Consider the following 13,878-nt stretch of genomic DNA (forward strand, 5'->3'; position numbering starts at 1 on the left):
TCCGTGGGCATGTTTCGATGGCCACAGAATCGATCAAAAAACTTCAGCTAACCACTCAGCGTTTCCCATAGTAACCATCAGCTTCGTTGATTATTTAGCCAGTCTATTTGCGAGTTTGAAGAAACCTATCGTGCCGCGAAAAACACACGCAAACGTGTAGGAGCTGCCGAAGGCTGCGATCTGATCGTTCCCATGCTCAGCGTGGGAATGCCTCTTGGGACGCTCTGCGTCCAGTGACGCGGAGCGTCACGGGCTGCGTTCCCACGCAGAGCGTGGGAACGATCCCAAGGGCAAGATCAAGACTGCAGCCTTCGGCAGCTCCTATAGGGAGTCGCGCGAGGCGGGAATTTCAGTGTTGGGCTTTGTGATCCAGGGCGGCGTAGAAGTTGGCGCTCTGTTGCAGGTATTTCTGGGTGTAGCTCTGGGTGTGGGATTTTTTGCTGTTGATTTCAACGTTGGCGCTGGCTGGCAGAACCACGGTGGCGGAGATGGCGGAAGCGGCGATAACGGAGAAGAGATTGAAGTTCATGGCGGTAACCCTCGTGTTCGGTTGGCTTGCTTGCCCGGTTGGGCCGTGGAGCAAACTTAACGCTCGAGGGTTGATCGCTTGAAATGCTTTGTAGCATTAGCAGTTATCAGCGCGATTAATACAAAGAGACAGGCCCCGTAAACCGGGGCCTGTGGCTTATTGTCGCACTAGAAACTTGAGGTCGCTCGGGGCATCCATCGGCAGTTTCTGCACGGTTTTGCCGAGCAGACCGGTCTTGCCATCGCGTTCGACGACGACAATTTCGTTGCTTTTCTGGTTGGCGATCAGCAGGAATCTGCCACTCGGATCGAGGCTGAATTCGCGCGGGTGATCACCTTCCACCGCACGTTTTTGCAGCTCTTTGAGCTGGCCGGTCGCCGGATCAATGCTGAACACCAGCAGTTGATTAGCGGTGCCACGGTTGCTGACGTAGAGGAATTTGCCGTCAGCGGAAGCATGCAGCGCCGCCCCGGCCTTGTCCGATGTCGGTTGGCCAGCGGCCAGATCGACCAGTTGCGTCTGGGTCAGCACGCCGTCGTTGTAGTCGAACACCGCAACCTGCGCGCTCATCTCCATGGTCAGCCAGGCGTGTTTGCCGTCAGCGCTGAACAGCAGATGACGCGGGCCACTGCCTGCCGGCAAAGTCACCGAGGCGGTTTTGGCCGGGGTCAGCGGCAAGTCAGGATTGGCTTTCGGGTCGAATTTATAGATGAAGACTTTGTCCGCACCGAGGTCGTTGGAGAACACATAGCGGCCGTCCGGCGAAGATACCGTCGAGTGCACGTGGTTCGAGGCCTGACGCTCGGGATTGACCCGGCTCGCCGGGTGCGCGCTCATCTGCACCACCGGTTTCAACTTGCCGTCGGCGCCGACCGGCAATACCGCCAGCGTTCCGCCCGGATCTTCCATCACCGAATAGTTGCTGACGAACAGATGGCTGGCGTCCGCGCTGAGGCTCGAATGGGTGGGTTCGTTGCCCAGGCTTTGCACTTGGTTGATCAGGCTCAGCGCGTGGGTCTTCGGATCGATCGCATAGCTGCTGACGCGACCGACCGGGTCTTTCTGGCCAGGGCCGTTTTCATTGACCACGAACAGGCGTTTCTGGTCTTTGGAAAGGGTCAGCCACGACGGGTTTTCACTCTTGATCACTTGCAGCGGTTTGGTGGCGATCTGGCCGGTGGCGCTGTCGAAGTTCATTCGATAGATGCCCTGGCTGGTGCCTGCGGTGTAGGAGCCAACCAGCAACTGGAAGTTTTCCGCGCTGGCGCTGGAAAGGCCCATCGCGCCGACGCTGCCGGCCATCAGCAGCGGCCAGAATTTACGCATTTTCATCGGTTTCATCCTCATCGTCGCTGCCGCCGAAGGCTTCGCTGCAGACCAAGCGGTGCTCACCGGAATCACCAACGATCACCCAGCTTTGCAGGTCATTATCAAAGGTTGCTGCTGCGACCTGCGCCGGCGTGAACTCCCAGTGCTTGGCCGCTCGGCCATCCATGCATTCGATGTGCAGGTTGTCGTCTTCGTCGAGAGAAAATTCGAAGGCATGCAAGCCGTCGATTTCGACCATATCGGAGTGTTCGAGGACGTCGAGAAGGGTTTGGGCAGTCATGGCAAACAGTCTTTCTAGGGGGGAAAGGGCCAATGATAGCTCATTGGCGACGCAGAACCCTGTGGGAGCTGCGGTGCGACGATTCGACTTGCCAGCGATAGCAATCTGTCTGACACAACAATGTTGGATGTGCCGCAGTCATCGCTGGCAAGCCAGCTCCCACAGGTTTGTGGTGTGGTTTAGAGCGCGTCGCGCGATGGCTTGCCGTCGACCAGTCGCTGGATGCGCAACGGGTTGGCATTCTTCAGCGGCTCGGGCAGCATGCTGTCCGGGTAATTCTGGAAGCACACCGGGCGCAGGAAGCGATCGATGGCGAGCGTGCCGACGGAGGTGCCCCGCGCATCGGACGTCGCCGGATACGGCCCGCCGTGTACCATCGAATCGCACACTTCGACGCCGGTGGGATAGCCGTTGAGCAGGATCCGTCCGACCTTCTGTTCCAGCAGCGGTGTCAGTTCCGGGAAGCGTTCGAAGTCCGCCTGCTCGCCAATGATCGTCGCGGTGAGTTGGCCGTGCAGCCCCGTCAACGCCGCGCTGAGTTGCGCCTTGTCCGCGACTTCGACAATCACTGTGGTCGGGCCGAACACTTCTTCCTGCAGCACTTCATCGCCATCAATCAGCAGGCTTGCATCAGCCTTGAACAACTGCGGCTGCGCCTGATTGCCCTGCTGTGGATTGCCGGCCAGATGCTCGACGCCAGGATGCGCCAGCAGCTTCTGCAAACCTTTGCCGTAGCTGCCGAGGGTGCCAGCGTTGAGCATGGTTTGCGCCGGTTGATCGCCAATCAGCCCGGCAACCTGCTGCACGAACGCGCTGAACTGCGGCGAGCGGATCCCGATGACCAAGCCCGGATTGGTGCAGAACTGACCGCAGCCCTGCACCACCGACGCAGTGAGGTCGCGGGCCACGGTTTCCGAGCGCTCGGCCAGCGCCTGCGGCAGAACGATCACTGGATTGATGCTCGACATCTCGGCGAACACCGGGATCGGTTGCGGGCGTGCAGCCGCCATGTCGCACAAGGCACGCCCGCCCTTGAGCGAGCCAGTGAAGCCGACAGCCTGGATCGCCGGATGTTTGACCAGCCATTCACCGACGCCGCCGCCATAAACCATGTTGAATACGCCGGCTGGCATCGCGGTTTTTTCCGCCGCACGAATCAGCGCATCGGCGACCAGTTCCGCTGTCGCCATATGGCCGCTGTGTGCCTTGAACACCACCGGGCAACCGGCGGCCAGGGCCGACGCGGTGTCACCGCCAGCGGTGGAAAATGCCAGCGGAAAGTTGCTGGCGCCGAACACCGCCACCGGGCCGAGGCCGATGCGGTACTGGCGCAAATCGGGACGCGGCAACGGTTGACGATCCGGCAGCGGCAGATCGATCCGCGCCCCATAAAAATCACCACGGCGCAGCACTTTGGCGAACAGGCGCATCTGCCCGCTGGTACGCCCGCGCTCACCTTGAATACGCCCGGCTGGCAATGCCGTTTCGCGGCAGACCACGGCAACGAAGTCATCGCCGAGCGCGTCCAGTTCATCGGCGATCGCATCGAGAAACTGTGCGCGGCGTTCAGCGCTGAGGCTGCGATAAGCCGGGTACGCGGCAGCGGCGGCTTTGGCGGCGGCGTCGACTTCCTGCTCCGTGGCCTGGATGAAATCGTGAGGCAATTGCTCGCCCGTCGTTGCATCGACGGATTGCAGTTTGACGTCGCCAGCTGCGCTGCGCTGCCCGCCGATGTAGTTGTGACCGAGAATCTGAGTCATGGGATCTCCTTAAAGGGTGCCGATGCTGTCCGGTTCAAAAGCCGCTGCAACCGGGGCGATGCCATTGACCAGCGGGGCGCCGAATTCGGCCTGGCTGATCTCGAATACATCGCCCGGTCGCGTGCGGATGCCGTCGGCAAACGACAGGGTCGCGGTGCCGAAGAAGTGAATGTGCACGTCGCCAGGACGCAGGAACTGGCTGTATTTGAAGTGGTGGTATTCGAGGTTGGCGAGGCTGTGGCACATGTTCGCCTCGCCGCTGAGAAACTCGTTCTGCCAGAGCACTTCGCCGTCGCGCAGAATGCGACTGCTGCCCGCCAGGTGTTGAGGTAGTCCGCCGACGCGAAGTTCCGGACCATAACTGCAACTGCGCAGTTTCGAGTGCGCGAGGTACAGGTAATTCTTGCGTTCCATGATGTGGTCGGAAAACTCGTTGCCGACCGCGAAACCCAGCCGATAGGGCTTGCCGTCATGACCGATGACGTAGAGGCCGGCCATCTCCGGTTCCTCGCCGGCGTCCTCGGCGAACGGCGGCAGCGGGAACGGTTGGCCCGGACGCACGACAATGCTGCCGTCGCCCTTGTAGAACCATTCCGGCTGCACACCGGCCTGCCCCGCCGCCGGTTTGCCACCCTCCACGCCCCATTTGAAGATGCGCATGGTGTCGGTCATCGTCGCTTCGTCGCCCGCTTGCTGATGCATTTTGTCCCGGGCCGAAGCACTGCCCAAATGCGTCAGACCGGTGCCACTGACCAGCGTGTGCGCCGGGTCCGGATGATCGAGCGGCGGCAGGATGCGCAGGTCTTTGAGCAACTGCGCATAGTCGTGGCTGATACCCAGGCCGAGGGTGTGCACTTGCTGTTCGAGGGTGCTGCCGGCCTCGATGGCGGCCAGCGCCAGATCGCGGGTGCTGCGGGCGTCTTGCACTTCGCGCACGAGACCGTCCTCGACCACGCCGACGCGGCGCTCGCCGTTGCTTAATTCGAATTGAACCAGATGCATGTTCTTCTCCTATTCCTTCGAAAACACCGCTGATCCCTGTGGGAGCTGGCTTGCCAGCGATGGCGGCGGCACATTCAGCATTGATGTGACTGACAGATTGCTATCGCTGGCAAGCCAGCTCCCACAGGGTTTGCGGTGATGGATCGTTTGATATCAGGTTCGCGTGGCACCACGGGCGCTGGCAGCAAACTGGTCGACTGGCAGGACGTGTTTACGTTCCAGCACGCGGTAGACGATTCCGGTCAGGATCAACCCGAACACCATCACCCCGGAGAGGAAGTACAGACCTGAAGCCAGATTCCCGGTGTACTCCTTCAACGCGCCAATCACGAACGGTCCGATGTACCCGCCAAGATTCCCCACCGAGTTGATCAGTGCGATCCCCGCCGCCGCACTCGCGCCAGCAAAGAACCGCCCTGGCAAAGTCCAGAACACCGCCGTGCAGGAAAACAGCGCGAAAGCGACCAGACACAGCGCCGCCAGTTGCGCTACCGGTAACGACAGCCACGCGCTCATGAACAGGCCAATCGCACCGAGCACGTAGAGCACGGCGAGATGGCCGTAGCGATCATTCATACGGTCGGAACTGCGCGGCACGATCAGCAAGCCGATGATCCCGAAGATGTATGGCACCGACGATACAAAACCGGTGACCAGATCGCTGCCACCGAACTGCTTGATAAGCGTCGGTAGCCACAAACCGAGCCCATAAATGCTCAACGTCACCGGCAGATAAAACAGCGCCAGCAGCAACACTCGCTTGTCTTTCAGCGCATGCAGCGGATTGCCGTGACGGGTCTGACCGTATGCCTGCAAATCCTTTTTCAGCTCGCCGGTCAGCCAGTCTTTCTCGGCCTGATCCATCCATTTCACTTGTTGCGGGCCATCCGGCAACCAGCGCAGTACCGGCCAGGTCAGCAGGATCGCCGGGGTGCCGATGACGATGAACAGCCACTGCCAGCCATGCAGCCCAAGGATGCCGTCCATGCCCAGCAGGCCGCCGGACACCGGGCCGGTAATCATCATCGCGATGGGTTGCGAGAGGATGAACAGGCCAAGGATCTTGCCGCGATGGCGCACCGGGAACCATTGGGTGATGTAGTACAGAACGCCGGGGAAGAACCCCGCCTCCGCCGCGCCGAGCAGAAAGCGCATCACGTAGAAACTGTGCGGCCCCTGGACGAACGCCATGCCGATGGTAATGGCGCCCCAGGTAATCATGATCCGCGCAAACCAGCGCCGCGCACCGAAGCGTTCGAGCATCAGGTTGCTGGGGATTTCGAGGAGAAAGTAGCCGATGAAAAACAGCCCGGCGCCGAGACCGTAGGCGGCGTCGCCGATGCCGATGTCGGCGCCCATGTGCAGCTTGGCGAAGCCGACGGCGGAGCGATCCACATAGGCGATCAGGTACAGCAGGATCAGGAAGGGAATCAGTTTCAGCGTAATGCGCCGGATCAGCCGCAGTTCCTGGCTCATGAGATCGGTCTCCGATTGTTGTTTTTATAGAACCTCGGGGGACGCCTCTCACGAAAAACCGCCAGGGCCATCCCTCCGTCGAAAACGACTATATAGTAATACTAATTACCCAACAACACTTCCAAACCGTCGATTTTGCGCTTATGTTAGGCCGTAGCTCGAACACTATAGTCATACAATAAGAGAATCGATCATGTCTGATAAGAAACCCACCCTGCGCTCCGCCCAATGGTTTGGCACGGCCGACAAGAACGGCTTCATGTACCGCAGCTGGATGAAGAATCAGGGCATCGCCGACCACCAGTTTCATGGCAAGCCGATCATCGGCATCTGCAACACCTGGTCGGAACTGACCCCGTGCAACGCGCACTTCCGCCAGATCGCGGAGCACGTCAAACGCGGGGTGATCGAGGCCGGTGGTTTCCCGGTGGAATTCCCGGTGTTCTCCAATGGCGAATCGAACCTGCGCCCGACCGCGATGCTGACGCGCAACCTGGCGAGCATGGACGTTGAAGAAGCGATTCGCGGCAACCCGATTGACGGCGTGGTGCTGCTGACCGGTTGCGACAAAACCACCCCGGCGCTGCTGATGGGCGCGGCCAGTTGCGACGTGCCAGCCATCGTCGTGACCGGCGGGCCGATGCTCAACGGCAAGCACAAAGGCAAGGACATCGGCTCCGGCACTGTGGTCTGGCAGCTCAGCGAACAGGTCAAGGCCGGCACCATCACCATCGACGATTTTCTGGCGGCCGAGGGCGGCATGTCGCGTTCCGCGGGCACCTGCAACACCATGGGCACCGCGTCGACCATGGCCTGCATGGCGGAAGCACTCGGCACTTCCCTGCCGCACAACGCGGCGATTCCGGCGGTGGATGCGCGGCGTTATGTGTTGGCACACATGTCCGGTATGCGTGCGGTGGAGATGGTTCGCGAGGATCTGAAACTGTCGAAGATTCTGACCAAGGAAGCCTTCGAGAACGCTATTCGGGTCAACGCAGCCATCGGTGGTTCGACCAACGCGGTGATTCACTTGAAAGCCATCGCCGGACGCATCGGCGTCGAGCTGGATCTGGACGACTGGACCCGCATCGGGCGCGGCATGCCGACCATCGTCGACCTGCAACCTTCCGGGCGTTTCCTGATGGAAGAGTTCTATTACGCCGGTGGTTTGCCAGCGGTGCTGCGCCGTCTCGGTGAAGCCAATCTGATCCCTAATCCGCACGCATTGACCGTCAATGGCAAGTCCATCGGCGAGAACACCAAGGACGCGCCGATCTATGGCGAGGACGAAGTGATCCGCACGCTCGACAATCCGATCCGCGCCGACGGTGGAATTTGCGTGTTGCGCGGCAACCTGGCGCCACTCGGCGCGGTGCTCAAGCCGTCCGCCGCCACCCCGGAACTGATGCAGCATCGTGGCCGTGCGGTGGTGTTCGAGAACTTCGACATGTACAAGGCGCGGATCAATGATCCGGAGCTGGATGTCGATAAAGATTCCATTCTCGTGATGAAGAACTGCGGGCCAAAGGGTTATCCGGGCATGGCCGAAGTCGGCAACATGGGTTTGCCGGCCAAGCTGTTGGCGCAGGGTGTGACCGACATGGTGCGCATTTCTGACGCGCGGATGAGCGGCACGGCGTACGGCACCGTGGTTTTGCACGTAGCGCCGGAAGCAGCGGCTGGTGGGCCTTTGGCAACGGTCAAGGAAGGCGACTGGATCGAGCTGGATTGCGCGACCGGACGTTTGCATCTGGATATTCCGGATGCCGAGCTGGCAGCGCGTATGGCCGATCTGCAACCACCGCAGCAATTGTTGGTGGGTGGCTATCGTCAGTTGTACATCGACCATGTGCTACAGGCGGATCAGGGCTGTGATTTTGACTTCCTGGTCGGGTGCCGAGGGGCTGAAGTCCCCCGCCATTCCCACTAACACCGCCGTCCCCTGTGGGAGCTGGCTTGCCAGCGATTACGGTCTTTCAGCTGACATTCATGTTGACTGACACTCCGCCATCGCTGGCAAGCCAGCTCCCACATTTGCTTTTTGTATACGCCTCAAGATTGTGTCGTGCCTGCTATGATGCGCGCCATCTCCATCGCTCAGGATCGCGCCGTTCCCCATGGATTACCGCAAACCTTCCGACCGTAAAAGCATGCACTCGCGCATCGTCCAGGAACTGGGCATGCAGATCGTCTCCGGACGCTTTTTGCCCGATGACAAACTGCCCGCCGAAGCCTTGCTCTGCGAGGAGTACGCGGTCAGTCGGCCGGTGTTGCGTGAAGCCACGCGGGTGCTGGTGGCCAAGGGGCTGGTGTATTCCAAACCGCGTGTCGGCACGGTGGTCAAGGCTCGGCGCGAGTGGCACATGCTCGATCCGGATGTGCTGCACTGGCTGATGCAAAGCAGCCCGCAGAATGAGTTTTTCAACGTGCTGACCAGCGTGCGCAGCATCATCGAACCCGCCGCCGCCGCCCTCGCCGCCCAACATGCGACCGAGGCCGACATTGCCCTCATCGGCGAAGCCTACCAACGCATGGAAGCGGCGCCGACGCCGGAAGCCCTGTTGCAACCGGATCTGGACTTTCATAGCCGGATTGCCGATGCGACGCACAATGATTTGCTGGCGAACCTGTGCAACATGCTGTCGGTGGCGATTGCCGAAGCGTTGAAGCATTCGAATCAACGGCCGAATCTGCATGAATTGGCGTTGCCTCGGCACAAGGCGATTCTCACCGCGATCGAAAATCGCGATGCGTTGGGGGCACGGCATGCGACGTTGGTGCAGTTGGATGATGCCCGAAGTGCGCTCAGCGTCGTGCTAGGCACAGAACTTTCCTGACACACCCCAATCCCCCATGTAGGAGTGAGCCTGCTCGCGATAGCGGTATGTCAGGTAAAGAATCGCTGACTGACACACCGCTATCGCGAGCAGGCTCACTCCTACAAGGGGATTGTGTGAAATTCGCGGGATAAAAAAAGCCGCAACCCTGAGGTTGCGGCTTTGTCGTTTCAGCCTTGCAGATCAGTGAGCAAACAACGAGTTGCCCTTCTGCCCCGCCAGCTTCTCCGGTTTGATCAGGAACTTCGCCAGTGCAGGCAACAGCCACAGCGCACCGAACATGTTCCACAGCAGCATGAAGGTCAGCATCAGGCCCATGTCGGCCTGGAACTTGATCGCCGAGAAGATCCAGGTGCACACGCCGATGGCCAGGCAGAGACCGGTGAACAGCACCGCTTTACCGGTGGATTTCAGGGTTTGGTAATAAGCTTCCTGCAACGGCAGACCGGCACGCAGGAAACTTTCCAGGCGGCTGTAGATGTAGATGCCGTAGTCGACGCCAATCCCCACCCCCAGCGCCACTACTGGCAGCGTCGCGACTTTCACGCCGATGCCCATGAACGCCATCAGCGCGTTGCCGAGTACCGAGGTCAGCACCAGCGGCAGGACGATGCACAAGGTCGCCGCCCACGAGCGGAAGGTGATCATGCACATCACCGCCACGCAGATGTACACCAGAATCAGGATGGTCAGCTCAGCCTGTTTGATGACTTCGTTGGTGGCCGCTTCGATCCCGGCGTTACCCGCTGCGAGGATGAATTCCAGACCGTCCTTGTTGTTGTCCTTGGCGAATTCCTGCACCGCATGCACCGCACGATCGAGGGTTTCGGCCTTGTGATCGTTGAGGAACACCAGCACCGGCGCGAGCGAGCAACTGTTGTTGTACAGACCGTCAGCGCGGGCAATCGAGTTGTTCAGCACATCCGGGTTACGCGACAGGGTTTCCCATTTCAGGTTGCCCTCGTTCATGCCCTTGATCATCTGCTTGGACACAGTCACCAGCGAGATCGCCGACTGCACGCCCTCGGTGTTCTGCATCTTCCACATCAGTTCGTCGATTGGCGCCATGGCCTCAAAGCGTGAACAGCCTTCAGCCTTGGTCTTGACCATCACCACCAGCACATCGGAACTGGTCGAATAGTTGTTGATGATGAAGTTGTTGTCCTTGTTGTAACGCGAGTCCGGACGCAGCTCCGGCGCGCCCTGGTCGAGGTCGCCGATTTTCAGGTTCTGGCTGTACCAGAGGCCGCCGCCGAAGGCGATCAGCGCCAGCACTACCGAGATGCGTGCGACTTTCGGGTTGGCGAAGTTCGACAGCAGGCGCCAGAACGGGTGTTCGCGGTTCGCGTCCTTCTTGCTCTTGGCAATCGCCCGCTTGCTGATGCCGACATAGGAAATCGCTACCGGCAGCAGGATCAGGTTGGTGAACACGATCACTGCCACGCCGATCGACGCGCCGATGGCCAGTTCACGGATCACGCCGATGTCGATGATCAGCAGCGTAATAAACCCGACCGCATCCGCGAGAATCGCGATCATCCCCGGCAGGAACAGTTGCCGGAAGGTGCGCCGCGCTGCGGTCAGGGCGTTGTCGGCCTCGCTGGATTGCAGGGCGATACCGTTGATCTTTTGTACGCCGTGGGAAATACCGATGGCGAAGATCAGGAACGGCACCAGCATCGAATACGGATCGAGCCCGAAGCCGAAGAAGTGCATTAATCCGAGCTGCCAGACCACCGCCACCAGTGTCGTGCTCAACACCGCAATGGTGCTGCGCAAGCAATTGGTGAACCACAACAGCAGGATCAGGGTGATGACGAAGGCGATGCCGAAGAACATCACCACCATCACCAGACCGTCGATCAGGTCACCGACCTTCTTGGCGAAACCGACGATGTGGATCTTGACGTTAGGGTTCTGCGCTTCGAACTTGTTGCGGATCTTGTCTTCGAGTTCATGGGAGAACTTGCGGTAGTCCAGCGCCAGCAACTTGCCCTGGTCATCCGGGTCCGGATAGGACTCCAGCAACGGGATGTCGACAATGCTCGACTTGAAGTCGTTGGCCACCAGACGCCCGACCTGACCGGACTTGAGCACGTTGTTGCGCAGCAGATCGAGGCTGTCCTGCGAGCCGTTGTAGCTCTGCGGGATCACTTCGCCGCCGGCAAAACCTTCTTCGGTCACTTCGGTCCAGCGTACGCTCGGGCTCCACAGCGACTTGAGGCCGGAACGGTCGACGCCGGAGATGTAGAACACCTCGTCGTTGATCTGACGCAGGGTCTCCATGTACTCCTTGGAGAAGATGTCGCCGTCGGTGGCTTCCACCGAAATCCGCACGGTGTTGCCCAGGTTCGCCAGATCGTTGCGGTGCTCCATCATCTTCTCGATGAACGGATGCTTGAGCGGGATCATTTTTTCGAAGCTGGTCGACGGCCGGATCAGCGTGGCCTGCCAGAACAGGAAAATACTGACCACCAGACAGATAAGGATCACGGCCGGGCGGTTGTTGAAAATCAGACGTTCGAGGAACGTCGCCTTGTCCTGCTGAGGAGTGATCAAGGAAGTCATAGCCCCGCCTTCTTATTATTGATCTCGGCGCCGTTTGGCAGTGTGGTGTGCACACCGCCCTGCCCGGTCAGAATCAGGTTGCCGTCGCCAGCCGCAGTGACCGAGGACAGCGAAATGCGATCCGGGCGGTTGAACACGCTGAAGGTTTCGCCATTGTCGCTACTGCTGATCACCGAACCGCCGTTGCCGACGATGACGATGGAGCCGTCCGCCAGCAGCGTGGCGCCGGACAGGCCGAACTCCAGCGCACCGCGCGCGGCTTTCAGTTCGACCTGTTCCCAGGTGCTGCCGAAATCGGTGGAGCGGTAAAGGTTGCCGCGCAGACCGTAGGCCAGCAGGGTCTGCGCTTGCGCGGTGCCTATCACGCCGAACAGCGAGCCCTCGTACGGGCCTTCGAGTTTTTCCCAGGTCTGGCCCCAGTCGGCGGAGCGGAACATGCTGCCGGATTCGCCGACGATGAACAGCCCGGCGTCTTTCACCGCCGCGATGGCGTTGAGGTGGAACTGGTCTTCATTGTCGAGGCGGTCGCTGACGTCTTCCCAGTGTTTGCCGCCGTCGGTGGTTTCCAGCAGCGCGCCATACGCGCCCACGGCGAGGCCGCTGTCGACGTCCTTGAACCAGACGTCGAGCAGCGGCGATTCACGTTTGAGGTCTTCGAATTGCTTGGTCCAGGTCAGACCGCCGTCTTCACTGGCGAGAATCTGCGCGTCATGGCCGACCGCCCAGCCGTGTTTGTCGTCGACAAAGTACACCGCCGTGAGCAGTTGCCGGCTCGGCACCTTGGCTTGAGTCCAGGTCTTGCCCTGGTCATCGGAATAGACGATGTGCCCGCGATCTCCGACCGCCACCAGCCGCGTTCCGGCGTGGACAACATCGAGAATCAGGCTTTTCGTGGCTTTGGCGGATTCGGTGGCGTACACCACGTCGGCCGGGGCCTCGGCGGCGATCACAGGTGCCGACAACGTGGCGAAGCCCAGCAGAGAGAGTGCTGTGGCCAGCAACGCGGTGTTGCGTAACGCCGGCGGGCGGCAACGACTCATAGACCTTCCCCTATTTATTATTGTTAGGCCATCTGGCCTTCAAGGGCGCCGCAAGTGTGCTCCAGTGATGGCTGGTCAGAAGCATAGTCCTGAAACCCGCAATCCAGAGCCACTTCGGAAGCTGGCCCATCCTATCGGGCTTTAGAAACGTCTGACAATCGGCGCCACGTTATCTTTTGTTAACCAAAAGCGGCCCGCTATTGCCGAGATATTCCCCTTGTAGGAGTGAGCCTGCTCGCGATAGCGGTGTGTCACTTAGCAATTGTTCAGTTGACACACCGCTATCGCGAGCAGGCTCACTCCTACAAGGGATCGTGGGGGCTTAGGGATTTGAATGCATGACCATTCGCCGGAGTGATGCGGCAAATCTTGTGAGAGGACTTGCACGATCAGTATTATGGTATACCATCAGACGCACAGACACTCTCAATCCCCCAACGGAGCAGCTCATGAGTTTCGAAATTCGCAAGATCGTCAGCTATGTCGAAGAGACCTTCATCGAAGGCGGCAAGGCCGCTGACAAGCCAGTGACCATGGTCGGCCTCGCCGTGGTGATGAAAAACCCGTGGGTGGATAACGGTTTCGTTGAAGACCTCAAGCCGCAGATCCGCGCCAATTGCTCCGACCTCGGTGCACTGATGGTCGAGCGTCTGGTTGGCATCATCGGCGGCGCCGAGAAGATCGAGGCGTACGGCAAAGCGGCCGTGGTCGGCGCCGATGGCGAGATCGAACACGCCTCCGCCGTGATCCACACCCTGCGCTTTGGCAATCACTATCGCGAAGCGGTCAACGCCAAGAGCTATCTGAGCTTCACCAACAAGCGCGGCGGCCCGGGCACCTCGATCCAGATCCCGATGATGCACAAGGACGACGAAGGCCAGCGTTCGCACTACATCACCCTGGAAATGCAGATCGAAGACGCGCCGCGTGCCGACGAAATCGTCGTGGTGCTCGGTTGCGCCGACGGTGGTCGCCTGCATCCGCGCATCGGCAACCGTTACATCGATCTGGAAGAACTGGCCGCCGAAAAAGCCCAGTAATCACAATAAAAAGGCAT

The 13,878-nt window shown here is 60.1% G+C and carries 11 protein-coding genes; 3 read left to right on the top strand and 8 right to left on the bottom strand.

All coding sequences use genetic code 11. From position 1 onward, the window contains the following. Window positions 1-349: 349 nt before the first annotated feature. From ACVVH8_RS17480 to ACVVH8_RS17505, 6 genes are all read right to left on the bottom strand, one after another. A complete protein-coding gene (locus tag ACVVH8_RS17480) occupies window positions 350-529 on the bottom strand; it encodes a hypothetical protein (protein WP_007917967.1) in 180 nt (59 codons plus the stop codon). A gap of 156 nt (window positions 530-685) precedes the next feature. Next, window positions 686-1,861: a lactonase family protein gene (locus ACVVH8_RS17485; RefSeq protein WP_103305762.1), complete on the bottom strand. Its 1,176-nt coding sequence runs from the start codon at window positions 1,859-1,861 to the stop codon at window positions 686-688. Beyond that, window positions 1,848-2,138, bottom strand: a complete 291-nt coding sequence (locus ACVVH8_RS17490; RefSeq protein ID WP_475225208.1) for a DUF5629 family protein — start codon at window positions 2,136-2,138, stop codon at window positions 1,848-1,850. The genes ACVVH8_RS17485 and ACVVH8_RS17490 overlap by 14 nt, the downstream gene beginning before the upstream one ends. Window positions 2,139-2,317: 179 nt before the next feature. Then, the gene (locus ACVVH8_RS17495) at window positions 2,318-3,898 is read right to left on the bottom strand and encodes an aldehyde dehydrogenase (NADP(+)) (RefSeq protein WP_475225211.1); all 1,581 of its coding nucleotides are present in this window, start codon (window positions 3,896-3,898) and stop codon (window positions 2,318-2,320) included. Between the two features lie 9 nt (window positions 3,899-3,907). Continuing rightward, window positions 3,908-4,900, bottom strand: coding sequence for an AraD1 family protein (gene araD1, locus ACVVH8_RS17500; RefSeq protein WP_475225214.1), 993 nt, complete (start codon window positions 4,898-4,900; stop codon window positions 3,908-3,910). A 153-nt stretch (window positions 4,901-5,053) separates the two neighbouring features. Next, window positions 5,054-6,376, bottom strand: a complete 1,323-nt coding sequence (locus tag ACVVH8_RS17505) for an MFS transporter (RefSeq protein WP_103305758.1) — start codon at window positions 6,374-6,376, stop codon at window positions 5,054-5,056. A 193-nt stretch (window positions 6,377-6,569) separates the two neighbouring features. On the opposite strand from ACVVH8_RS17505, the gene ACVVH8_RS17510 reads away from it, so the two are divergent. Together ACVVH8_RS17510 and ACVVH8_RS17515 are read left to right on the top strand one after the other, a co-directional pair. Continuing rightward, window positions 6,570-8,306: an IlvD/Edd family dehydratase gene (locus tag ACVVH8_RS17510; RefSeq protein WP_315447737.1), complete on the top strand. Its 1,737-nt coding sequence runs from the start codon at window positions 6,570-6,572 to the stop codon at window positions 8,304-8,306. A gap of 187 nt (window positions 8,307-8,493) precedes the next feature. Beyond that, window positions 8,494-9,213 (top strand): FadR/GntR family transcriptional regulator, encoded by a 720-nt coding sequence (locus ACVVH8_RS17515; protein ID WP_103305757.1) that lies wholly within the window; start codon window positions 8,494-8,496, stop codon window positions 9,211-9,213. 183 nt (window positions 9,214-9,396) lie between these two features. Here ACVVH8_RS17515 and ACVVH8_RS17520 read toward each other — a convergent pair whose 3' ends face one another. Together ACVVH8_RS17520 and ACVVH8_RS17525 are read right to left on the bottom strand one after the other, a co-directional pair. After that, a complete protein-coding gene (locus ACVVH8_RS17520) occupies window positions 9,397-11,781 on the bottom strand; it encodes an efflux RND transporter permease subunit (RefSeq protein ID WP_212809227.1) in 2,385 nt (794 codons plus the stop codon). Beyond that, window positions 11,778-12,821, bottom strand: a complete 1,044-nt coding sequence (locus ACVVH8_RS17525; RefSeq protein ID WP_103305755.1) for a WD40/YVTN/BNR-like repeat-containing protein — start codon at window positions 12,819-12,821, stop codon at window positions 11,778-11,780. The genes ACVVH8_RS17520 and ACVVH8_RS17525 overlap by 4 nt, the downstream gene beginning before the upstream one ends. 449 nt (window positions 12,822-13,270) lie before the next feature. Between ACVVH8_RS17525 and ACVVH8_RS17530 the strand changes: the two genes are divergently transcribed. Then, a complete protein-coding gene (locus tag ACVVH8_RS17530) occupies window positions 13,271-13,861 on the top strand; it encodes an amino acid synthesis family protein (protein WP_475225217.1) in 591 nt (196 codons plus the stop codon). Window positions 13,862-13,878 lie beyond the last annotated feature (17 nt).

This window comes from Pseudomonas trutticola BRTCR10, from assembly GCF_056155105.1.